This window comes from Candidatus Hydrogenedentota bacterium, assembly GCA_016791475.1.
Taxonomy (GTDB): Bacteria; Hydrogenedentota; Hydrogenedentia; order Hydrogenedentales; family JAEUWI01; genus JAEUWI01.
Genome location: JAEUWI010000003.1, coordinates 107,780 through 131,449, shown reverse-complemented (window position 1 = coordinate 131,449; position 23,670 = coordinate 107,780). Strand labels below are relative to the sequence as shown.

At 59.3% G+C, this 23,670-nt stretch carries 20 protein-coding genes; 18 read left to right on the top strand and 2 right to left on the bottom strand.

The genetic code is table 11. The features are described from left to right. The first annotated feature begins 107 nt into the window (after window positions 1–107). The 3 genes from JNK74_02660 (at window position 108) to JNK74_02650 (ending at window position 1,336) form a co-directional block, all read left to right on the top strand. Window positions 108–593 (top strand): hypothetical protein, encoded by a 486-nt coding sequence (locus JNK74_02660; protein ID MBL7645070.1) that lies wholly within the window; start codon window positions 108–110, stop codon window positions 591–593. 102 nt (window positions 594–695) lie between these two features. Then, complete coding sequence (locus JNK74_02655) at window positions 696–896, top strand: type II toxin-antitoxin system VapB family antitoxin (GenBank protein MBL7645069.1); 201 nt, start codon at window positions 696–698, stop codon at window positions 894–896. Continuing rightward, window positions 893–1,336 (top strand): PIN domain-containing protein, encoded by a 444-nt coding sequence (locus tag JNK74_02650; GenBank protein MBL7645068.1) that lies wholly within the window; start codon window positions 893–895, stop codon window positions 1,334–1,336. Before JNK74_02655 ends, JNK74_02650 begins: the two co-directional genes overlap by 4 nt. 66 nt (window positions 1,337–1,402) lie before the next feature. Here the strand turns inward: JNK74_02650 and JNK74_02645 are convergent, their stop codons facing one another. Next, a complete protein-coding gene (locus tag JNK74_02645) occupies window positions 1,403–1,888 on the bottom strand; it encodes a hypothetical protein (GenBank protein MBL7645067.1) in 486 nt (161 codons plus the stop codon). A gap of 279 nt (window positions 1,889–2,167) precedes the next feature. Here JNK74_02645 and raiA point away from each other — a divergent pair, with 279 nt between their 5' ends. From raiA to JNK74_02570, 15 genes are all read left to right on the top strand, one after another. Then, complete coding sequence (gene raiA, locus JNK74_02640) at window positions 2,168–2,734, top strand: ribosome-associated translation inhibitor RaiA (GenBank protein ID MBL7645066.1); 567 nt, start codon at window positions 2,168–2,170, stop codon at window positions 2,732–2,734. 148 nt (window positions 2,735–2,882) lie between these two features. Then, a complete protein-coding gene (gene hprK, locus JNK74_02635; GenBank protein ID MBL7645065.1) occupies window positions 2,883–3,785 on the top strand; it encodes an HPr(Ser) kinase/phosphatase in 903 nt (300 codons plus the stop codon). Between the two features lie 93 nt (window positions 3,786–3,878). Then, complete coding sequence (locus tag JNK74_02630; GenBank protein ID MBL7645064.1) at window positions 3,879–6,029, top strand: DUF1926 domain-containing protein; 2,151 nt, start codon at window positions 3,879–3,881, stop codon at window positions 6,027–6,029. 63 nt (window positions 6,030–6,092) lie between these two features. Continuing rightward, a complete protein-coding gene (locus JNK74_02625; GenBank protein MBL7645063.1) occupies window positions 6,093–6,365 on the top strand; it encodes an HPr family phosphocarrier protein in 273 nt (90 codons plus the stop codon). Then, entirely contained in the window at window positions 6,366–8,153 is a 1,788-nt protein-coding gene (gene ptsP / locus JNK74_02620; protein MBL7645062.1) for a phosphoenolpyruvate--protein phosphotransferase, read from the top strand. A gap of 10 nt (window positions 8,154–8,163) precedes the next feature. Continuing rightward, window positions 8,164–9,318: a 1-deoxy-D-xylulose-5-phosphate reductoisomerase gene (locus JNK74_02615; protein ID MBL7645061.1), complete on the top strand. Its 1,155-nt coding sequence runs from the start codon at window positions 8,164–8,166 to the stop codon at window positions 9,316–9,318. A gap of 4 nt (window positions 9,319–9,322) precedes the next feature. Beyond that, the gene (locus JNK74_02610; GenBank protein ID MBL7645060.1) at window positions 9,323–11,020 is read left to right on the top strand and encodes a site-2 protease family protein; all 1,698 of its coding nucleotides are present in this window, start codon (window positions 9,323–9,325) and stop codon (window positions 11,018–11,020) included. Window positions 11,021–11,129: 109 nt separating this feature from the next. Beyond that, entirely contained in the window at window positions 11,130–12,440 is a 1,311-nt protein-coding gene (locus JNK74_02605; protein ID MBL7645059.1) for an aspartate kinase, read from the top strand. A 2-nt stretch (window positions 12,441–12,442) separates the two neighbouring features. Next, a complete protein-coding gene (gene pyk / locus JNK74_02600) occupies window positions 12,443–13,927 on the top strand; it encodes a pyruvate kinase (protein MBL7645058.1) in 1,485 nt (494 codons plus the stop codon). Between the two features lie 100 nt (window positions 13,928–14,027). Continuing rightward, complete coding sequence (locus tag JNK74_02595) at window positions 14,028–14,789, top strand: class I SAM-dependent methyltransferase (protein ID MBL7645057.1); 762 nt, start codon at window positions 14,028–14,030, stop codon at window positions 14,787–14,789. Between the two features lie 2 nt (window positions 14,790–14,791). Beyond that, entirely contained in the window at window positions 14,792–16,351 is a 1,560-nt protein-coding gene (gene bshC, locus JNK74_02590) for a bacillithiol biosynthesis cysteine-adding enzyme BshC (protein ID MBL7645056.1), read from the top strand. Beyond that, window positions 16,348–17,064: a bacillithiol biosynthesis deacetylase BshB1 gene (gene bshB1, locus JNK74_02585; protein ID MBL7645055.1), complete on the top strand. Its 717-nt coding sequence runs from the start codon at window positions 16,348–16,350 to the stop codon at window positions 17,062–17,064. The genes bshC and bshB1 overlap by 4 nt, the downstream gene beginning before the upstream one ends. After that, window positions 17,061–18,212, top strand: a complete 1,152-nt coding sequence (gene bshA / locus JNK74_02580; protein ID MBL7645054.1) for an N-acetyl-alpha-D-glucosaminyl L-malate synthase BshA — start codon at window positions 17,061–17,063, stop codon at window positions 18,210–18,212. Before bshB1 ends, bshA begins: the two co-directional genes overlap by 4 nt. Window positions 18,213–18,214: 2 nt before the next feature. Continuing rightward, window positions 18,215–19,846, top strand: coding sequence for a hypothetical protein (locus JNK74_02575; GenBank protein ID MBL7645053.1), 1,632 nt, complete (start codon window positions 18,215–18,217; stop codon window positions 19,844–19,846). Between the two features lie 18 nt (window positions 19,847–19,864). After that, on the top strand, window positions 19,865–21,445 hold the full coding sequence (locus JNK74_02570) for a sulfatase (GenBank protein MBL7645052.1): 1,581 nt from the start codon (window positions 19,865–19,867) through the stop codon (window positions 21,443–21,445). A 255-nt stretch (window positions 21,446–21,700) separates the two neighbouring features. On the opposite strand, the gene JNK74_02565 is transcribed toward JNK74_02570, so the two are convergent. Then, window positions 21,701–23,425, bottom strand: coding sequence for a right-handed parallel beta-helix repeat-containing protein (locus JNK74_02565; protein ID MBL7645051.1), 1,725 nt, complete (start codon window positions 23,423–23,425; stop codon window positions 21,701–21,703). Window positions 23,426–23,670 lie beyond the last annotated feature (245 nt).

The following is a 23,670-nucleotide window of genomic DNA, read 5'->3' as shown; positions in this document are numbered from 1 at the left end:
CGACTTGACTTACACTGGACTCATGGAAAGAAACCTCGAACCATATTCCGATTCCATTTGGGAAGTCAGCTTAGATCGTCGGTTCTGCGAACGAAGGAGCATACGGTATGTACTTCAGCGGTGGGTTACCGATAAGGGTTTGCCTCATCAATGAGAGAAGAAAGAACATCACGCAAGTCTCCCTAATCACGCTGGGGACAGCAGCAGCCACATTGCACGGATGCAATGTGAAACCCGCGAATTCGCCGCAGTGGAATGACGTCTGCAATTTCGTAAACAGCGCATTGCTGGAACTGGAGCAAGACACCGTCCCACCACTTTCGCCCAATTCGAACCGGGATGAAAACGAAGCAATTCTTCGACTCACGGGACAGGATTTCAAAGGATTCACCGGCATTGAAGCAATTGACTATGAGTTCGGGTTCTACATGATGTATCTGAAGCTGGAATCTCGGGCTCTGTATTACTGTTGTGTTGAGAAACTGGACGAGCGCGGTTTCGCCCTTGTCAGTTTGGAGCCTCGAACGGAACGCGTCGAGAAGTACAGGGAGCGGGGAGCGCCATGGAAGGTCGACTGCGGGAATGCGCCCTGAAATAGACTCCAGGAATGGCGACTTTGGACGTCCTCAATGGAATTCTTCGGTTGTGCGACAAGACGTTCTGTGTTATTCTTTGTGTAAAAGGAGGTGTAAACCATGGCTACGAATCTTGCGATTGACGACGCGCTCCTCACTGAGGCACTTAAGGAAGGCGGCCTGAAAACGAAAAAAGACACCGTCAACGAGGCGCTGCGCGAGTATATCCAGAAACGAAAACAAAAAAAGATTCTTGCGCTGTTTGGAACGATCGACTTCGATCCATCCTATGATCACAAGAAGGGGAGAAACCGCCGTTGATTGTTCTCGTGGACACTACGGTATGGTCTCTCGCGCTTCGCCGGACCCACGCGCCGGATCGCAATCGCGGCGTGATAAGGGAGCTTTCCGAACTCGTTGAGGAAGGCCGAGCGTCACTAATCGGACCGATTCGACAGGAAATTCTTTCCGGTCTGCCAGATTCAAAGAGTTTCGAAAGGGTCCGTGAACACCTTGCCGATTTCGACGACTTGGAGATTGTTGCTCGTGATTACGAGGCGGCGGCAATAGCTTATAGTATTTGCAGAAGAAAGGGTGTCCAAGGGTCACATATAGACTTCTTGATTTGTGCAGTCGCCAGCCGATGTGTTTTGCCGATATTCACAACAGACAAAGACTTCATAAACTATGCTCGGTTCCTGGATATCCAGTTGTATCAACCCCGAGAAGGCGGAGCGTCAAAATTCGAACACCGGAACTGACCCATCAAGATTGCTACTTCGGTGGATAGAATGGTAAGGACACAGAACAACGCCGCCAACTGCACCCTACTCCCCATCCCCCTGTGGCCACTCGGGCACCCGGGACATGGCGCTGGTGAGGATGTCGATGATGAGTTGGGACCGCGTGGTCTTTTCGGCGCGGGCCGCCAGCCGTATGGCCTCCAGGAGGTCGTTGGGCAGGGTCAGCGTGATCTTTGTGCTCTGGAATAAGTCCTGAAAGGGCAACAGGTTATCAGGGACCTTGGGGGAATTGTCGGAAAAGAGGTCGCCTTGGCTCGGGGGGAGCACGGTGAGGTGCTCAAATCGCTCCTCGGGGTAGGCGGCCTGAAGAATTTCCCAGTTCGTGTGTCCTTCGTTAATCAATGCCACGATATGACCTCTTCCGCCCATTTTTCTCAAGTGCCTCGCTATGCCCGTGGTGGTAACGGCAAAACCGGACTGGTGGACAAAGTCCACCGCCGCCTCGCCATCGAGTCCGAGGCGCACCGCCTCGACGATGCGTTCGTGCTTCTTCTGTGCCTGGGTTACCATGGATCGTATCCTGGTTTCCGGTTTTGTCGCCCCTGGGGGGCGGAATTCCTTACGGCGCGGTCAGTATAGTAAATTATTGACTAAAGTACAAGAATTTTCCTTTCCTCGTGGTATTGCTCGTCTGGACCCGGTACGCCCAACCAGCTTCTGACCCCACCTATCACCCTGTTGTAAAAGGCTTTGGCGCGATTTGCAGTCGCACCGTTATATTTTGACAGGCTTTCCAGTCCAGTGCTATGATCGCACTATCCTTGGAATTAGAGCAATGGAGGTTATGTTATGAATATTACTGTGACGGGCAGACACATGGAAATGACCGATGCCCTTAAGGCCTATATACAGAATGGTCTTGAAAAGGTTGAGGCACACTTTGACAACGCCTTTGAGGCGGATGTCGTACTGGACGTGGAGAAGCATCGGCATATCGCCGAAGTGAACCTGCGGACCAATGGCGTTCGGATTCATAGCAAGGAAGCTTCCAGCGACATGTACGCGTCCGTCGATGCGGCCATGGTGAAGCTGGAGCGACAGATTCGCAAGTTTAAGGACCGGATTAACCGGCACCAGCCCCGCACCGCGCGGGAAGCGCGCGACTATCACCATGCGATTCTTACACCGGAGCTTCCGGAAGAGAATACGAATGCGGACGCCAGCTACGACTCCCATCGGGTGGTTCATCGGGAGAAGCTCTCGATGAAGCCCATGAGCGTGGACGAGGCGATGATGCAGCTTGAGTTGGTCCAGGATCAGCCCTTTCTGGTGTTTTCGAATGCCGATACGTCTGAAGTAAATGTGCTTTACGCCCGTGAGGACGGCACTTTCGGACTGATCGAGCCGAAGTTCTGAGATGCGGTAGCGGGCTATCGCCGAGGCGGTAGCCCGCATTTCTTCCCCCCCGACCCGGCCAGCCTACCCCACGAGGGCGCCTATGGATACGCAGGACCTCCCAGTCAACCGGAAGCGCAGTATTCCGGTGGCCCGCATACTGGACAAAATGGCGGACGATCTGGATATTGAGGTCATTGCGGGGTTTCAAGGTATCGGGCGACCGGTGTTTACCTCGGATATCAACCGTCCGGGGCTGGCCCTCAGCGGCTATCTCGAATACTTTGCCAACGACCGCGTCCAGTTGCTGGGGAATACGGAAATTCACTACATGGAGAAGCTCCCTCCCGCCCTGCTCGAACGGCGGTTGACGGCCATGTTCTCCTTTGAAATTCCCATTTTTGTACTATCCAGAAATCTCTCGCCGCAGAATGTATTCCTGGATCTGTGCAATCACCGGGGGGTTCCGGTGCTGCGCACCTCCAAATCCACGGATGAAGTCATCAGCCGGATCATTCTTTTTCTGGCGGAAGAGTTTTCGCCCGAAACGGTGGTTCACGGCACGGCGGTGGATTGTTACGGCGTCGGTTGCCTGATCGTGGGCTCACCCGGGGTGGGCAAGAGCGAGACGGCGCTGGAACTGGTGGAGCGGGGACATCGACTGATCGCGGACGACGTGGTGGCGCTGAAGCGGCTTCGGGAAGACAATCTTTACGCCGAAACGAACCCCGTTATCGAACATCATATGGAGATTCGGGGCGTCGGCATTATCGACGTGAAGGCCATTTTCGGTGTGGGTTGTGTGCGCAATACCAAGCGAATCGGCCTGATTGTGGAGCTGGAGGAGTGGAATCAGAACGCTTTCTACGACCGTACGGGGTTGACGGAAGAGCATGTGGATATACTGGGCGTCCGGATCCCGCACCTTCGTATTCCGGTTCGTCCCGGGCGGAATATCGCCATTATCATTGAGGTGGCGGCCCTGAACCATCGCCTCAAAGAGCTGGGGATGAACCCAGCGGAACAGTTTAACAATCGAATTCTGGGAATTATCAACGACCGCAGTAATTGACCGTGGCCTTGTGACGCCATTCCCCAACCGCTCCTTTCCCATGGCGGTACCGACGGAAGTGGCATCGGGCCGGCACAAAGGCACTCCCCCGCGATGAAAAGCATAAACTTGATACTGGGCTGCCATTCCCACCAGCCCGTGGGCAATTTCGACTTTGTGTTCCAGGAGGCCTACGAAAAATCCTATGTCCCCTTTATCGATGTGCTGGAACGCTTCCCCGCTGTTCGCGTAACGCTCCACTACACCGGCCCCCTGTGGGACTGGTTTGTGGAACATCACCCGGAGTACGTAAAGCGACTTCGGGTGCTCGTGGAGGCCGGCCAGGTGGAAATCATGGGCGGCGGCTATTACGAGCCCATGCTATGCGCCATTCCCGAGCGGGACGCCATGGGCCAGATCAAGCGAATGGGGGCTTTCTGCAAAGAGCATTTCGGCTCCGAGCCCAAGGGCATGTGGCTGGCCGAGCGGGTCTGGGAACCCCACATGGCGAAGATCCTGGCCCAGTCCGGGGTTACTTATGCGGCTCTGGACGACTCCCACTTCCTCTGTTCCGGCCTCGGGCCGGAAGATCTCTACGGCTGCTACATGACCGAGGAGGAAGGCGAGGCAATCCGGGTGTTTCCGATTCTGGAGAAGCTGCGCTATCTCGTACCCTTCCATCGGGTCGAGGAGACGATTTCCTACCTGCGCGACCTTGCGACCGAAGACGGTCAGCGCTGTGCGGTGCTCCACGACGACGGCGAGAAATTTGGCGTCTGGCCCGGAACCTACCACAGCGTCTATGAAGAGGGCTGGCTGGAGGCTTTTTTCACCGCGCTTACGGACAACCGCGACTGGCTGCGCAGTGTGACCTATTCGGAATATCTGGAGCAGCACCGCCCCATAGGTCGCACTTATCTTACGTGCGCGTCCTATCAGGAAATGATGGCGTGGGCGCTGCCGCCCCGCCGCCAGCGCGAGCTGAAGGAGGTGCGCGAGACGCTGGCGCAGCAGCCGGCGATTAGCGATAAGTGCGCCCCCTTCCTGCGCGGCGGTTTCTGGCGGAACTTCCTCACGAAATATGCCGAGGCCAACAACATGCAGAAGCGCATGCTCCGCGTGAGCAAGCGCCTGAACGATTTTCGCGCGCGATTCGGCGAATCACCGCTGCTGGAGCAGGCGGAACGCTATCTCCACCAGGGACAATGCAATTGCGCCTACTGGCATGGGCAATTTGGCGGTCTCTATCTGAATCACCTTCGCACGGCGATCTACGAGCACCTGATCCGGGCGGAGAATGTGCTTGACCAGATCGAACAGCGGGACAACAGTGTTCGATCGGTGGCGCTGGATTTTGACGGCGACGGCCAACTGGAGCACGTGCTCGAAAATGGCGAGATAGCGGTCTTTGTCAATCCGAACGACGGCGGAACCATTTTTGAGCTGGACTACAAGCCGGGCGCCTTCAACGTGCTCAATACCCTCACGCGCCGGGAGGAGCCCTACCACGTCGAACTCGCCAGCGAAGCCGAAGAGGAGTCGGAAGCGGAGGATGAAGGGCAGGTCCGGAGTATTCATGATCACTTCCAGTCGAAAGAGCGAGGGCTCAATTCCCTCCTCTTTTACGACAGCTACCGTCGGGCGAGTCTGCGCGACCACTTCTATGCGGTTGATTTGGACGTGGAAACCCTCTATCGCAATGAAGCGGGCGAACGATCCGACTTTCCATTGAAGACGTATCACTGCGAGGCGCGGGGCAATGCGCTGGCCCTCAGCGCCGATGGCGTCGTGTATGAAGGTGGTGAACACCCGGTGCGAGTTCAGAAGCAGATTCTGCTGGATTCCGGTGCATCCGAGCTGAAAATTCGCTATGATATCACCAACCTCGGAGAGGCGGCTTTCGAATCGCTCTTCGGCGTCGAATTCTCAATCAATTTCTTGACCGGCAGCGCGAGCGACCGGTATTACCATTCCGCGGAGCGTGCGCTTGACCGGCCCATGCTCGGGGTGCGCGGTGTGGAAAGCGGATTGAAGGCCTTCGCCCTCCGGGACGAGTGGCAACAGTTGGAGGCTGGTTTTTCCCTTGCCGAGGCCGGCTCCTTCTACTTTTTCCCCCTGGAAACGGTGAGCCAGTCCGAGTGCGGGCAGGAGCGCGTTCATCAGGGCAGTGTGGTGCTTACTTCCTGGGCGCTTCGGCTGGAGCCGGGTGCGACGGTACACCGCGAGTTCGTTTTTTACGTAAATCGAATGGATTCCATCGAGTAGGTGGCTTCCGCCGTGGCGGCGGAGGCCTGGGCAGCGATAGATATAGAGATTGGTGCAGTAACTATGCAGGACATTTCCGAAGAGCTTACCGTGGTCAACAAGCTGGGCATTCATGCGCGCCCGGCGGCGGCTCTGGTGCAATGCGTACTGGTTTTCCAGTCCGACGTCTTCATTTCCTTCAATGGCAGCCGGGTGAACGCCAAGAGTATCATGGGTCTCTTGACCCTGGCGGCGACCCAGGGCAGCCGGCTCACGATTACATGCAAAGGCAACGACGCTGAAGCGACGATGGATGCCATTCGCGCGCTTTTTGCTTCGGGGTTTGGAGAAAACTAAGTGGAGTCTGTTCTCCGCGGCATAGGCGTGTCTCCGGGCATCGCGATAGGATCCGCGATCCTGTTTGGCCAGGATCGCTTCGAAGTTCCCAAGTACGAGGTCGAGGACCCGGCGGCGGAACTGAAGCGATTCGAGTTGGCCGTATCGAAGACCCGCGCCTATCTGCAGAACCTTCACCGGAAGACCATTCAGGATCTTGGCGAGGGGCATGCGGACATTTTCAAGGCCCACCTGCTGGTGCTCGAAGATGTTGCGATTCTCGACGAGGTCAAGAACCGCATCGTGGAGGAAAAAGTTAATGCGGAATCCATCCTGGATGAGTTGAGTCGCCACTATGCGGCCATCCTCTCGGCGGTGGATGATGCCCGTTTCCAGGCGCGGACCGCCGATCTGCTGGACGTAATGGACCGCCTGCTGCGCAACCTGCTGGACGAAGAACGGCCACACCTCCACGAACTTCCCGCCCCCGGCGTATTGCTGGCGCACGATATACCGCCATCGGATACGGCCACCATGGACCGGGCCAAAGTGCTGGGCATGGCCCTGGACTCCGGAAGCGCCACCTCCCACACCGCGATTCTCGCCCGTGCCCTGGAGATCCCCGCCGTCATGGGCCTTCGGCACGCCTCGCTTCTGGTATCGCAGAGCACCCCGGTCATCGTCGACGGGAACGAGGGCGTTTTCGTGGCCAATCCGTCCGCGGAGACCCTCGCCCACTACGAGGAAGAGCGGCGCAAGCAGACGGAGATGCGCGAGGCGCTCCGGAGTGTGCTCCATCTGGGTCCCTCCGTGACCCGGGACGGTGTTTCCATACCGACGCTGGCCAATATCGAGCTTCCCTTCGAGTTGGTTCCCGAGTTGCGTTCCAGTGCCGAGGGCATCGGGCTGTTTCGGACGGAATACCTCTTCCTCAACCGGAACACGCTGCCGAGCGAGGAGGAACAGTACCAGGCTTATCGCAAAGCGGCTGAGACGATGCATCCCGCGCAGGTTACCCTGCGAACGATGGACATCGGGGGAGACAAACTGGTCTCCCACCTCCAGATTTCGAAAGAAGACAACCCCCAACTTGGCTGGCGCGCCGTTCGCTTCTGCCTGGAGCGACTCGATGTGTTTCGCCCCCAGTTGCGCGCCATGTTGCGCGCCTCGGCGCTGGGCAATATTCAAGTCATGTTTCCGATGATCAGCGGTCTCGAAGAATTGCGCCGCGTGAAGCAGGTGGTGGAGGATGTCGCCCTGGAGCTGGAAGCGGAAGGAATCGAGTACGACCGGGATATCAAGATTGGATCCATGATCGAGGTGCCCTCCGCCGTAACACTCACGGATGTCCTCTCGCAGGAATGTGATTTCTTCAGTATCGGCACCAATGACCTCATCCAGTATTCTCTGGCGGTGGACCGCGTCAATGAAAAGATCGCCCACCTCTACGAGCCGGCCCATCCCGCGGTACTCCGGATGATCAAGTGGACCTGCAACGCCGCGACCCGCTCGGGTATCCCCTGCTCTATCTGCGGCGAGATGGCGGGCGATCCTCTGTACACCGAAGTGCTGATCGGTCTCGGGGTAACCTCGCTGAGCATGTCCTCGGTTTCTCTGCCTCAGGTGCGCGCCGAAATCGCCGAAATCAACTACAAGGAGGCCAAGTCCCTCGCGGTGGAAATCATGAAGATGGGGACGGCGGACGAGATCAAGGCCCTGCTCAAGGAGCGTTACCTGCGCCGACAGTCCATGGCGCAGTACTTGGCCTCGGTCCGGGCACGGAATGCCGCTCGGACCGTGCAGGAATAACGGTCCCTCGATGAAAAAAGACATTATCATTCTGGGCTCCACAGGCTCGATCGGCAAGAGTGCCCTCGAAGTGGTCCGCCGATATCCCGAGCACTTCAACGTGGTTGGACTTGGCGCTCACCGCAATGTGGACCTGCTCGCCGCGCAGATTCGCGAATTTACTCCCCGCTACGCCGCCATGTCCGATTCCTGTGCCGGAGGCGTGCTTGCGGAAATGGATCTCGGTCCCATCGTGCTGGACGGCCCCGCTCCGCTTACCCGGCTTGCCGCCCTTCCCGTGGATACCGTCCTCTGCGCCATGGTGGGCGCGGCCGGACTGGATCCGCTGCTGGCCGCCATAGACGCCGGAAACCGGGTGGCGGTCGCCAACAAAGAGCCCTTCGTGATGGCGGGCAAGCTGATCATGGAGCGCGCCGCGGCCCGGGGCGTGGAAGTGCTTCCGGTGGACAGCGAGCACAGTGCGATTTTTCAGTGCTCCATGGGCCATGCCCATGGCGATATACTTACGGTTCACTTGACGGCGTCGGGCGGGCCCTTCTATGGTCGCCCCCGGGAAAGTCTCGCCCAGGTCCGCCCGGAAGAAGCGACCCGTCACCCCACCTGGGATATGGGCGCGAAGATTAGTGTGGATTCGGCGACCTTGATGAACAAGGGGCTGGAGATCGTGGAGGCGATGTGGCTTTTTGATTTGCGCCCCGATCAGATCGACGTGGTGATTCACCCCCAGAGCATTATTCACAGTCTGGTGGAGTTTACGGACGGTAATATCCTCGCCCATATGGGGGTTACGGATATGAAATTCCCCATCCTGTTCGCACTTACCTACCCGGAACGGGTAGAATTACCCATGGAACGGCTCAATCTGGCCGGGTTGAAGGCCCTTACCTTTGACACGCCCGATTTCAGCGCGTTTCCTTGCCTCGCGTATGCGCGCCAGGCGGCGGCAGTTGGTGGCACGGCGCCCGCAGTGTTGAATGCCGCCAACGAGATAGCGGTGGAGGCTTTTTGCAACCATCGCTTGCCCTTTCTCGGGATAAGCGACGTGGTCGGTCGTGTTTGTGACGGGATAACTCCCGCTCAGGATTACAGTCTTGAGTCGATCATGGCTGCGGATGGCGAGGCTCGCGCCCGAGCGCGGGAAATGGTCAAACTACTAGGATCATGACGAAATGACGAGTGTTTTAATTTTCCTGCTGGTGCTGAGTTTTCTGGTGTTCTTTCACGAGATGGGGCACTTTCTGGCAGCGAAAGCCTGCAACATTTATGTCGACCGCTTCAGCGTGGGCATGCCGCCCCGCGTGATCGGCTTCAAGTGGGGCGAGACGGACTATTGTATCGGCGCTCTCCCCATCGGCGGTTTCGTTAAGATGGCGGGCCAGGAAGACGCGCCGCTCTCCGAGGAGGAACGTGAGCGCGAGTACGGCAGCATTCCGCCGGATCGCTGGTTTAACAACAAGCCCGTGTGGCAGCGCATGATTGTGCTGCTGGCCGGGCCGGTGGCGAACCTCCTGCTCGCGGTGGTGCTCTACGGCGTGCTGGTCGGCGTCGGCGAGCAAGTGCCCGAATCCGTTCTTTCCCCGCGCATCGGCAAGGTGGAGAAGGACTATCCGGCGGCCACGGCGAAGCTGTACAAGATGGCCAGTGCGACGGACACGCCGGACATGACGGGCGAGCCGGACGCGGTGGGCTGGCAACCCGGCGACCTGATTGTGTCGATGAACGGGGCGCCGATAGAGAATATCGTGCCGGCGCTGGCGGTGAATGCCCTCTTGCATGGGGACGAAATGTCCCACGACTTCGTAATCGAACGCACCGGCGCGGATGATTCCAAGACCTACTATCGCTGTGAAGTGATGCCTGCGCGGAAGGACGAGGAGCGCTATCCCCGCTTTGGCGTGGAGCCCTTTTCGGCGGTGCTGATAGCGAGCATTCTTCCCGAAACCCCCGCGGAGGCGGCCGGGTTGCAGGCGGACGACATCATCCTCCGTGCCAATGGGGCGGCGGTGGATACCTCCACCTTTCTCGAATTGACCCAGGACATGCCGGAGGGGCAGAGCCTCGATCTGCTGGTTGATCGGGCCGGTGAAAAGATTCATCTCTCGCTGGCTCCCAAAACCGTTGGACGCCTGAAGGCCGTCGCCTGGGGCGCTCCCCGCGGCTCGGAAGAGCCGGAGAAGGCCGTTCCCGTGGTATCGTTTGTGGAAGAGGCATTCGAAAAGAGCACCGGGCTTCAGCGGAAAGACAAGATTACGGCGGTCAATGGCGAAGCGGTTACCTTGAAATCTCTTCAGGACAAATTGATGGCCAGCCCCGGCCAGACCCTTTCGGTCAGCGTGGAACGTCCCGCGATCCTTTTCGGCCTTCTTCAGCGCGGCAAGGAATTGAAACTCGATCTCCCGGTGGACTCGGTGCGTGCGATTGGTATTTCCATGGCGCCGAAGACGGTGTTTCACCGCGTATCGGTTTCACAGATCATTCCGGCGGCCCTCAACAAGAGCTATACGGCGGTTGCGCAGACCCTGCTTACGCTTAAGGCCCTCGCCATGCGGGATGTGAGCCCGAAGGATCTCGGGGGACCGGTCATGATCTTCCAGGTCACACGCGACGCAGCCCAGATGGGCTGGGGGCGACTGCTGGACATCACGGCCCTCATCAGCATCAATCTGTTCGTATTTAATCTCCTGCCTCTGCCTGTGCTCGACGGCGGCCAGATTCTCATCAATGGAATAGAAGGAATCCGGCGAAAACCCGTCAGCATGGTGGTGCTGGAGCGATACCAGACCGTCGGTCTGGTTCTGATCATCGGCCTCATGCTATTCGTGACCTGGAACGATGTGGGCCGTCTGATCACGGACATGTTGCCCTGATCGCCGGCCAAGGTCCGTCGCCCGGATTCAACACCTGACTCCCGCACTCACTTCACGTGCCGGGAGCGAGGTTCCAACCTGTTTCCCCCAAGCTCTGGAGTCCCCGGAATTGAAGAAAATCACCTGCAAATTTGGCGGCACCTCGCTGGCCGACGCTACCAACATTCGTATCATGGAATCCATCGTCAAGGCCGACCCCGCCCGCCGTTTCGTGGTTCCTTCGGCCCCCGGAAAGCGTTTTGACTCCGACAAGAAGGTCACGGACCTCCTCTATGCCTGGCACGGTATTGCCGCCCAGGGGCTGGACCCGTCCGAGCCAAAACGTATCATCCGGCAGCGCTTTGAAGAACTGGCCCGGGAGCTTAATGTCGGCATCGATTTAGCCGCGCTGCTCGACGAGATTGAGGCCCGGGCTCCCCGCGAATCGACGCCCGACTTCATGGCTTCCCGCGGCGAATACCTTAACGGTCGCCTGGTTGCGGCCCTGCTTGGGGCTGAATTTGTGGACCCCGCAGAATGTATCCGCTTCACCAACAGCGGCGACTTCGATTCCGCGACCTACGGATTGCTCGGTGAGCGGCTCTCGGGCGACGGTCTGTATGTAGTGCCCGGTTTTTATGGCGCCATGCCCGATGGTCGCATCAAGACTTTTTCACGAGGGGGCAGCGACGTTACGGGGTCTATCGTGGCGCGCGCAACGGGCTCGGATCTCTACGAGAACTGGACCGACGTGCCTGGCTTCCTCATGGCCGATCCGCGCATTGTGGACAAGCCGCGCCGCATCGACGAGGTCACCTATCAGGAACTGCGCGAATTGTCGTACATGGGCGCCACGGTACTGCACGACGAAGCGATTTATCCCGTGCGCGAACCTGGAATCCCGATTCAGATACGAAGCACCCGGGAACCCGAAAACCCCGGCACCCTGATTGTAGCCAGCCGGGAAAGCAAGCACCCCCTCTGCGGTATCGCAGGACGCCGGGGCTTCAGCATGATCAATATTGAGAAGACGCTGATGAACCGCGAGCGGGGTTTCGGCCGAAGGGCGCTTACCGTGCTTGAAGAGCACGGCATTGGTTGGGAACACATGCCCACCGGCATCGACACCATGTCCATCATTCTCCGGGACGAAGAAATTGGCGGTCTGGGCGATAAGCTGGTCGACGACTTGCAACGGCGCTGCCAACCCGATAGCATAGGGCTGGTGTCGGGTCTGGCTATGGTCGCCACGGTGGGTCTGGGAATGAACCATCATATCGGGGTGGCCGCACGTCTATTTACGGCTCTGGCGGAGGCTAACGTGAATGTTCGCGTTATCGATCAGGGATCGTCGGAGATGAACATTATCGTCGGGGTAGAGGAAGAGTCTCTGGAGCGGGCGGTAACCGCAATTTATCGCGCCTTCGAGTCCTGGGAATAACCATGCGCCGTCAAACCAAAATAGTGTGTACCATCGGGCCCGCGTCGTGTAGTCCCGAAATGATCGAGAGGCTGATTGATGCGGGCATGGACGTGGCCCGCCTCAATTTCTCCCACGGCAGCCACGAATCGCACAAGGAGCGGATCAAAATCATCCGCGAAGTGTCCGCGCGAAAAAATGCCAATGTGGCGATTCTTATGGATCTGCAGGGGCCGAAAATACGGACCGGGAAGCTCATCCCTCCCCACGTGGTCAATCTGGAGCCCGGCGCCAGCATCACGGTTACCACCGATAAGATCGTCGGCGATGTGAATCGCATCTCCACGACCTACGCCAATCTCCCCCACGACGTCAAACCGGGAGACCGCATTCTGCTTTCCGACGGCACCCTGGAACTTTGCGTGGAGAGCGTCGCTCCTCCCGAAGTCCATTGCACGGTGGTGCGCGGCGGAGAACTGGGCGAGAGCAAGGGAATCAATCTTCCGGGCGTGTCCATTGCCGAACCCTCCCTGACGGACAAAGATCGCATCGACGTAGCCCTCAGTATCGCCGAAAAGGTAGATTTTGTCGCCCTTTCCTTCGTCCGCTCACCCGACGATATCCGAGGGCTGCGGGAGCTCCTCCGGGAATCCAATTCCGATATCGGGATCGTCGCAAAAATCGAGCGCCCGGAAGCGCTGGTCCATATCAAAGAGATTGCCGCACTCAGCGATGCCGTCATGGTCGCCCGGGGTGATCTGGGTGTCGAAGTGAACTTTGAAGACGTCCCCAGTATCCAGAAGACGCTAATCAACTCCTGCAACGAGCTCGGCGTGCCGGTTATTACGGCGACGCAGATGCTTGAGTCCATGGTCTATGCCGGGAGACCCACCCGGGCCGAAGTTACCGATGTGGCCAATGCCATCTATGACGGCACGGACGCGGTCATGCTCTCCGCGGAGACGGCATCGGGCAAGTATCCCGTGGAGGCCTGCACCGTGATGGCCCGCGTGGCCGCGAAAACCGATGCGGAGACACAGCGGACCTCGACGGACCGACGCATGCGCGAATTGCGCCGGGACGAACTGAAGAAGCGGCGCGAGGGCATGCGTGGCGTTCACCTGAACTCCTATGCCGACGCTATCGGCCAGGCGGTCTTTCGCATGTGCGAGAGCCTGGATATCACCCGGATTGTCTGCTTCACCAAGACCGGATACACGGCCGGCGCCATCGCCCGTTATCGCCCTCGTGTTCGCATTACGGCGATCACCAATCGTGAGTCTACCTGCCGCAAGTGCGCCATCATGTGGGGCGTTTCCGCCGTACTGACCAAGGATTTCGATCTTATCGAAGTCATGGTGCATGAAGTGGAAGAGCAATTGCTTCGACACAAGGCGGCTGCGGAGGGCGACACGATCATTATTGTTGCCGGCACCCCTCTGGCGGAGGGCGGGCGGACCAATATGTTGAAGCTCCACACGGTGGGCGATTCCGGGGACGATATTTAATTGTTGTTCCCAATGATTGACACGGAAACAAAATTTCCGTGAATCTATTCGAGGCTCCACACGGCACCGGAGCCCGGAGAACGCCATCAGGATGGTTGTATTGAACACGAAGTCGACCGAGCGCACGGTGGAAAAGGACTGGTTTGCCCATGCCTTTGACGCCCTGTATCCGGTTGTCTACGCCCACCGGACCGTGGAGGCCGCCACGGCGGAATCCGCCTTTGCGATCGAGCAGCTTCGCCTCTGCAAGTCCTGTTCCGTGCTGGATTTGTGTTGCGGAAACGGTCGACACATGGTCCACCTGCTTAAGCATACGCCCCACGTGGTCGGGCTCGACTACTCCCCCGACCTGCTGGAGATTGCGCGGAAGCAATTGGGTACGACCGGCCATTTGCTGCGTGGCGATATGCGGGCCATTCCCTTCAGGGGCGCTTTCGATGCGCTGGCCAATTTCTTCACTAGCTTCGGATATTTCTGCAGCGAGTCTGAGAATCTCGCCGTGGCCCAGGGCATTGCCCGGGCGCTCAAGCCGGGTGGCCGCTTCTTTGTGGACTACTTGAACCCCGCCTACTTGCGGGCTCACCTGGATCCGGAATCTCTTCGCGTTTCAGGGAGATTTGAGATTCGTGAACGCCGCTGGATTGACGAGACCACCAGGCGCGTGAACAAAATCACCGAGGTCGAACGTGACGGCGCCATCATTAACCGTAGCTCAGAGTCGGTACGCCTCTATGAACGCTCAGAGTTGCTGGCCTTGCTGGAGCGTGCGGGCCTTCGCATGGAGTCATGCTATGGCAACTACGACGGTGATCCCGTGCGGGAAGACACACCGCGACAGATCGTCGTCGGAACGCGGCTCTAACCATGGCTTCCCTGATCGAGGATTACCTGGCGGGCCATCCGGAGCTCATGAAGTTCTACGCGGGTGTACCCCGTGGCGTGACGGGTGCGGACCTCTCCCCCGCCCCCTGGAACGCTTCGCTCGTGGACGGGATCCGGCGCTACCAGGCTCACATCGGAAGCAACGGCACGCTGCGCGGTGACGAGGGGGTGTTTATCACCGGGCAACAGCCGGGCATTTTTACCGGTCCCCTGTACACGATTTACAAGGCCATCACCGCGATAAAGCTCGCTCAAGCCGCCTCGGAAACGTCGGGCCACGCATTCCTTCCCATATATTGGGTCGGCGGCGATGATCATGATTTTGATGAGATTCGTGAAGCCCACCTGCTGAGCAGGAACCATGTGGATGTTTCCTTAGCCCTGTTGCCCGCGCCTGGACAAGTGGCGAGCTCCATCTACCGGCTGCCCGTGCGCGATGAACTGCATGATCTGGCCGAGTTGGCCGCGGCCCAGGCTCCGGGTTCGGAATTTTCCGGCGAAATCCTGGGTTTTCTCCACGAGAGCCTTCAGGCCTCGGCAAATCTCTCGGAATGGCATGCCCGGCTCATGGCGCGTCTTTTTCGCGACACGCCCCTGGTCATCTTCACGCCCGAACTCCCCGAAGCCCGCGAGCTTGCCATTCCGGTCTTTGAGCGCGAAATACGCCATCCGCTGGCGAGCACGCGGCTCCTGAACGAAGGCGGCGCGCGCCTGGAATCCGCGGGCTATGGCGCTCAGGTCGTGAAGGGTGACGATACCTGCAATTTCTTCCTCGAACGCGCGGGCGTGCGCTGTAGAGTTCGCCATGGGGAAGGTCTTTTCATACTTCCGGATACGGGTGAGCGATTCAGCGAGGCGGAATTGCTCGAATTGCTCCATCGGGAGCCGGGAGTGTTCACGGCCAATGTGGGGCTTCGTTGTATCGTGCAACAGACCTTGTTTCCAGTGCGTTCCTATGTGGCCGGTCCCGGCGAAGTGGCCTATTGGGGCCAGCTAAAGGAAGTCTTCGAGTTCTTCGAACGTCCGATGCCGATCGTTTATCCACGCATGCGCGCGGCCCTCACCAGCCTGAAATCCAACAAGCTTCTGGAGAAGTACAAATTGCGGATTGGGGATCTTTACGCCCCAGCGGAATCATTGGAAGAGCGTGCACTGCGCAGCGCCGCACAGGATCCGTCGTTGGCCGTATTGACCGGCCGCGCGGATGCCATCATCCGTGAGCTCGAAGGGATGGAGCGGGACTTCGACGCGCTCGGCAAGGCGGGCCGACAGGCGCTGCCGCTCGGCAGGCAATTTCAGGCGCAGGTACGCCAGGGTCTGGACTATCTGGAGCGCTCGCTGCTCCGGGCCGATGAAGGCCGCACCGCCACCGTGCGCAGCCAGCTCGCGCGCCTGGGTACGGAACTGGCCCCCGGACGCAAGCCCCAGGAACGGCACTATACGATCTTCTCCTGGCTGTTTCAGTATGGTTGGGAACTCGTGCCGAGATTGACCGCCACCCTGGATCATAATGATTTTTCCCTGCAGGAGGTGGAGTTGTGAGTATAGACGTGTTGGCGATAGGCGCTCACCCGGACGACGCCGACCTGGGCGTGGGCGGCCTGCTGTGCAAGCTCGGCCGGGCTGGGAAGTCCGCGGTGGTGCTCGATCTGACCAAAGGCGAGCTGGGTTCACGGGGCACCGCGGCCGAGCGTAAAGTCGAGGCCCTGGAGTCCGCGAGACTGCTGGGCATTCTGGGGCGGCGCAATGCGGGACTTCCAGACGGTGGCATCATGAATACGCCGGAGCAGCGTCTCGTATTGATACGTATACTGCGTGAATTGAAACCGGCCTTGCTGTTGGCCCCGATGGCGCCCGATCGCCATCCGGATCATAGCGCGGCCCATTCGCTGGTGCGGGACGCCAACTTTTTTGCCGGTGTCCATGGCGTGGATACGGGACAAGCCCCTCATCGCGCGGGCACAGTTTACTATTATCGCGCGTACGAATCAGACGAAGAATCCCCGACGCACGTGGTTGATATTTCCGCCGTCTTTGAGCATAAGCTGACTGCGCTGCGCGCTTTCCGATCCCAATTTTACAACCCCGACTATACCGGGCCCGAGACCCTGATCGCCTCGTCCGCATTCTGGGAGGGTATTACGACCCGAGCCGAATACTGGGGGGCCCGCATCGGCGTTCGCTACGGCGAGCCGCTCTATGGCACACTACCGGTGGCCATGGACCTGCCGCCGGAACTGGAGAAGCACACATGAAAATCGGCATTACATGCCATCCCTCCGCCGGCGGCAGCGGCATCATGGCGACCGAACTGGGCTTTGCGCTGGCCGACCGCGGCCATACGGTGCACTTTGTCACGTCCGAGCCGCCTTTTCGCCACAAAGAGTACCGCTCCAACCTCCTCTTTCACGTGGTCGACGCGGTATCGTATCCCCTGTTCCGTACGCCGCCCTATTCCCTGGCGCTGGCCACCAAAATCGCCGATGTGGCGGAAGAATATGACATCGATATCTGGCACGCCCACTACGCGATTCCCAATGCGGCCGCGGCAATTTTTGCCAACGAGATGCTTCCCGAAGAGAAGCGATTCGGCATTGTAACCACGCTCCACGGTACGGACATCACGCTGGTGGGCAGCGATCCGTCCTTTTTTCGTGTGACGAAATTCGCGATGGAGCGAAGCTGCGCGGTCACGGCGGTTTCCCAGTGGCTCAACGACGAAACCATGCGGGAGTTCAAGCTGGAACGGCCCGTGCGCACGGTCTACAATTTTCTGGACCACGAGAAATTCAACGGGAGCGTGACCAATCGCTGCGAGCTGGGTTGTGATGGCTCGAAGATCATCATGCACATATCCAACTTCCGCCCCGTGAAGCGCGTCACCGACGTGGTGCGTGTGTTCAAGCGGGTGCTGGAAAAGGTCGACGCCACGCTGGTCATGGTCGGAGAAGGGCCGGAGCGCATGGCGGCGGTGGGTGTGGCCAAACAGCTCGGCATCTCGGACCGGATAAAGTATCTGGGCAACTACGAGAACGTGGAAACGATTATCCCCTGTGCGGATCTGGTGATCCAGCCCAGCGAGCACGAGAGCTTCGGATTGGTTCCCCTGGAGGCTATGGCGTGCAAGGTGCCGGTTATTGCAACGGCGAGCGGAGGCATTACCGAGGTGATCGAGCACGGCGTATCGGGCTACCTGTGCGAAGTGGGCGATATTGAACACATGGCCCAGTGCGCGATCGAACTCTTAACCAATGACGCTCTCGCGCGGGACATGGGGCTCAAAGGTCAGGAGCGGGCCTTGACGGGATTTCGCCGGGATGATGCGGTGAACCAGTACGAGGACGTGTACCGGGAAGTCATCGCCATGCGTCGCGCGGGCACGTGTGCTCCGCTGATGGCATAGCGATGTCGGGCGCCGAACAGCCAGACGGAGAAGGGCCGGAACTGTCTCTTCGCGACTGGTCGGGGTTGGTGGCGGTGTACTCGGCCGTGGGAGGCCTTCTCTACGCCCCGGCGCTGTTTTCCTGGTATGCAAGCGACGACTTTCTTCATTATGCCAGGGTAATTGAGGGCGGGCTGCCCTTCTGGCCGGGGCCGGAAGGCGGGGGCTTCCTTCGCCCGCTTACAGGGCTGAGTTTCTGGCTGGATTATCAACTCTGGGGGCTCAACCCCCTTCCCGCCCACTTCGTCAACATCGCGCTCCACGTCGCAAACAGCCTGCTGGTAATCAAACTTGCACTTGTCGTTCAGGGCGACCAGGCGCGCGCCTCGCGCTTTGGTCCGATGGCTGCGGGGCTCCTGTTCCTCGTGCTGGGCTGTCATGCCGAGGCGGTATCGTGGATTGCGTGCCGGGGCGACCTCCTGGGGGCCTTTTTCATTCTTCTCATGTTGATTTCTTTCCTTTCCCGCGCCTGGGTGTTCAGTGTGACCGGCCTGGGCCTGGCGTTGCTCTCGAAGGAGTCTGCCTTTTCGGCGCCCCTGCTCTTGATGTTGTGTCTGATGTTGATGTGGCACCGATCGAGGGCAAGCGCCTTGCCGCGGTCCCAGGTCGTGGCGTTTCTCTCCCACATTCTCCTCGTGGTCCTTTACTTCTTTTTTCGCCGGGCGGTGTTGGGAAGTCTTGTCGGCGGTTATGGCGCCCACGGCCACCTGCGGGCCCAGCCGGATCTTGTAGCCCAGTCGCTGGGCCATTTCCTGTGGCGGGCATTGCTGCCGCCCCTCCCAGCCCGCTTGCTGGACGCCATGCCCGCCCTGCAAGGCACGCTGGCCATCGCGTGGCTTGGGTGTTTTATCGCCCTTCTGCTTGTGCTGGCCTGGCGCGGCTGGCGTCGTCCGACCGCGGGTGTGTTCTGTGCAATGGCCTTCTTGGCGGCCCTTGTTCCTGTTTTCAACGTTCGAATCTACCTGAGTGAGATTGAAGGCGAGCGTTACCTCTATCTGGCCTCTGTCTTTGCCGCCATGGGGCTCGGCCTTGGCTTGGCCCGTCTGTGCGTCCGGCGCACCCGGGTGGTATCGCTTTGCGCCATCGTCCTCTTTCAATCCGCCGTGCTTGTTTCCGGCGTCCTGTATTGGCGCGGAGCCGCCACAATCGCGCGCGTGATAGTGGCGGGCATCCAGGAGCAACACAAAGGCGGCGGGATTCTGCTCGTGAATAAGCCCGACACCTTCGGGGGGGCCCTGGTGTTTCGGACCGGTCTGCCTGAGGCGCTGGAGCATTTCGGTCCTCATCCCATCGACACTCCCGTGGCCGAGGCGCTCTTCGCGACGGGAATGTACCAGCGCGACTACCGCTTTTCTTTCGGCCCGGCGCCGGAAGGTCCACCGGGCGCCATGGAGCTTCGGAGCCTCGATGCCCGTTCGGGATTTAGTGAGGAAGATCGCGAAGACCGGATCAAGGTTGTGGAGAAACAATCGAACAGCGCCGTATTCGTCTTTCACGAGCCATTGCGCGGTGTCGAGGTCTTTTACTATGATGCTGGGGGTGTACAGGCGGTTGTTCTCGCTGAATTCACCTCGAAGGCATCCAATACTCCCTAGCAGCCCGCAGGCCATTTCATGCGCACCTTCTCAGTCTCGTCTTTATTGCTCCTGCTCGTATGTACGGCCATGCTGACCGCCTGTCGGCCTGCGGAGGAGAAAGAGGCGGCCGCGCCCGGCGCGGGTTACAACGTCGCTGTGATACTCGTCGACACCCTGCGCCCCGATCACCTGGGGTGCTTTGGCCATGACAAGCCAACCTCGCCCTTCATCGACGGCCTTGCGAAGGAAGGTGTTCTTTTCGAAGAGGCCCGTTCCGCGTCCACCTTTACCGGCGAGGCCGTAGCCGCGCTGCTCACCGGACGTCCACCGGCCATGAGCGAATCGGGACTCGGCTGGACCGCACGGCCCGCGCCGATGGAGGAAAACTTGCCCGGTCTCTTCCAGCGGGCGGGATATCGGACCGGTATCTTCTCCACCTCCTTTGTTATGCGCTTTAAAGGCTTCTATGACAGCTTTCAGGAGTCGGAGCTATTTCCCAGCGTTCCCAATACATCCGCCCTGGATGACAAGTTGACGGACGCGGCCCTGGCCTTTGCCGAGCGCCACCGGGACGTACCCACGTTCCAGTATCTGCACTATTATGCGCCCCACGCCCCTTACAATCCGCCGGAGGCCTTTCTCAGGCCATTTGATATCGACCGGGAGCTCATGGACCCCGCCAGCGAGGTGCACCCCGCGGCGCTGGTGGCCCGCGGAATGAAGGCGGACGATCCGCGCCTCGCGGAGTTAAGAAAACACTATGACGCCGAGATCGCCTTTATCGATGGATCGATTCGTCGATATGTGGAGGGGCTGGAGAAGCTGGGCACCCTCTCCAGGACCGTAATTGTTCTGGTTTCTGATCATGGCGAGGAATTCATGGAGCACGGCTTCGCGGATCATGCCTGGAATCTTCATGAGGAGACTTTGCGCATTCCCATGATTCTCTGGGCCCCTTCCCTATTCGCACCGCGGCGCGTGAGAGATCCTGTGTCCATTGTGGACATCATGCCCACGCTGCTCCGTTGCCTGCACGTACCCCATGAGGCCTATGGAGCGCCGGAAGCGGGGCAGTATCTCTTCCAGGCGCGGGACGAGGCGTGGGGCTATGTGCCGAGAAGGGGGCCCATCTATGCCAGCCTCTTTCCCGAGAGCCGTGCGCAGCTTCATTCGGTAGTTTTCGAACAATACAAATACATTGCTGGACCTCGCTGGCTTGAGGGACAGGAATACGCGCAATTCTGGATGTTGCAGAATGTCATGGCGGCCGAGGCGCGCACGGCGGATTTCCTGCCAATGAACCCCTGGGCCCCGCCGGAACGGGAGGCGCTCTATGATTTAAAGGCGGACCCGGATGAAAAGCATGATGTGGCGCGTGAGATGCCCGAAGTGCTGGAACGGGGTCGGGCGTTGATGAAGGCGTATCAGAGGGCCTCAGTTCCCTTTCGCTCCGCGCTGCCTGCGGGCGTTGACAGCGATCCTTTTGGGCCGGAATATGTGACGAAGGGGTTGAAGACGCTTGCCGAAGGGGCGAGCGAAGGGGCGGAGCCGACGGAAGGGATCGAGCGCATCGACCCCGAGGTGATTGAGGGGCTGGAGACGATGGGGTATTTGTGAGGATGCGGATTCGGTTGAGAAGGCCCTACCCCTATTGTTTTGCAAGCGTGCGCAAAAAGCACAAAGAATTGGCCTTGCTGAAGTAGACTGGACGAGAATGTTCGCAGTCCACGAAGTGCCACCTCAATCAAGCAACGCTCGTCTGGACGCCATCAGGAATAGCGCCTTCAAACAATAACGAGGTCCCCGATCCGGCTTGCCCATCCAAAATGACGGTTCGCGAGCATTTTCAAACATTGCCTTCCGGAATTATTTTCAGCGCCCCACGCCAAACTGGTTGTCTTTCCAGGTCATGGAATCTTCACCACACTGGTTGAAACGGATGGGATCGCCGCTGGTGTCGTAGATCGTGTTGCCCTCGACGTGAAAGCCCTTGCTGCCCTGGTCGAAGAAAATACCGTTGTTGGGCGCGCCCCCGTGGGCGTAGGCGCTGCGGTGCACGGTATGAAAAACATTGCCCAGGATTACCGCTCCCGGCTGGCTGCCCAAGGTGTAGAGGCAGCCGCCGTCGGCCAGCATCTTCATCGTGTCGTAAACGTGGTTGTAGGCGATTCGTCCGCCGCGCTGGCTGGTACCCGATTCATTCCAGCGAAAACCGACGGAGATGCCGGTGTAGGGTAGATCCCGCACTACATTGTGCGTGATGGCCGTGCTCTGGGCGAAGGCGTCGAAGATTCCCACGCAACCATGGTTTACCGCACCACAACGTTGCACCAGATTGCCGTTGACAACATTCTCAATCGGCACATCGCCGGGATTGGCCCAGTCCGCGGCCAGATAACCGTCCTCATCGCTGGACTGGCGGGCCATCTCACCATGACCGCGCCACCCGACCATGATGCCGTTGCCGCCAATATCTTCAATGGTGCATTCTTCCACACGATTGCGCCGCGTGCCGGCGCCAAACCCGACGGCACAGGCGCCCATCCGCGCGAGGTGGCAGCGGGTAAGGCCGCAAGCCTCGGCGTAGATGAATTCGAGCGCCAGCGGCAGCACATAGGTGGGATCTTTCACCGTGGTGCCGTAGTGGCCCGCCTGAATGCCCAGATAGCCAAAGTCGGGCAGCGGCCAGTAGGTGTGTTCGAAGGTGATCCCCTCGAAATGTAGATTGCGCACAGGTTGCTCGGGCGTGCCCTTGACGGACAGTAGTTGTTCCGCGACCGGTGCGACGAAGGCGCGCGTGTTCGGGTCTTCCCCTTCTTCCGCCTGATAGGTCAACAGTCCGGTATCATAGTGCAGGTACCACTCGCCCGGTACATCGACAAACGCGAGTGCGTTTTCGAGATACGTGGGCTTGTTCGTACTGGCGCTGGTCATATCGCCATGACCGACCCATCCCATCGGGTTCTTGAGCTTGAGGGTCTGGTCGGCCGAGGAATCCACAAGCACCCGGGAGATGGACCAGTTCTGAAACATCACGAGCTCCGCATTACTGCCCGAGAGGTTGTCGACGCCCGGTGCGTTGCTCAGAACGATCCCGGTGAGATCCTCCGAAACCCCGGAGACGCGCAGGAGTTCCGGGGCATTCGGGAAGCGTCCACGGGGCAAGCGCTCGCCATCCCTGAAGAGCTCGCGAAAGGACCATGCGCCGTTGGCGGCTTCGGGGATTTCCACGGTCCACTGATTGCTCTTGGCCTTTTTCCAGCCTGTGATGGCGCGTCCGCCGGAGATCGTAACGTGCTCGCCTTCGAAGGCGCGGTAAGTGACGCTGAAGGCCTCTGTACCACCATCTTCCGGACCAAATTCCAACGCCTCGGTAAGGCTGTAAGTGCCCGCGCGGAGTTCCACGGAAATCGGTTGGGTCAGGCCTGCGGCAATCGTGTCCCGCACAGCGGCTTGCACGCGATCAAGGGAGGCGAAAGGGGCCTCCTGGCTGCCAGCCGCCGAATCACTTCCGTTCGGAGCGACATGGAAAGTAGTGGTGGCGGGGACATCGGCGCCAAGGGTGGAGAGGGAGAGGATGAGCATGGACAGAAACATGAGGGGGTACTCCATAAGTCTGGGGCGCCGATGGCGTCACCGATTGGTAATAATAGGTTACACCATGGTGGCGTAGAGAGACAAAAGTGGTGGCGGACGGTACACAAGCAAAGGTAATGGAACTCCAACAACGTTGCGGAATTCCGCGCGGACACGCCGCACCGGCATGGGATTCACCGGCCCGGAGCAAGCTCAAGTGTCCGGTGGCCGCATTGCCCCGTTCGGGCGCCCGTGCGGCGGTACGT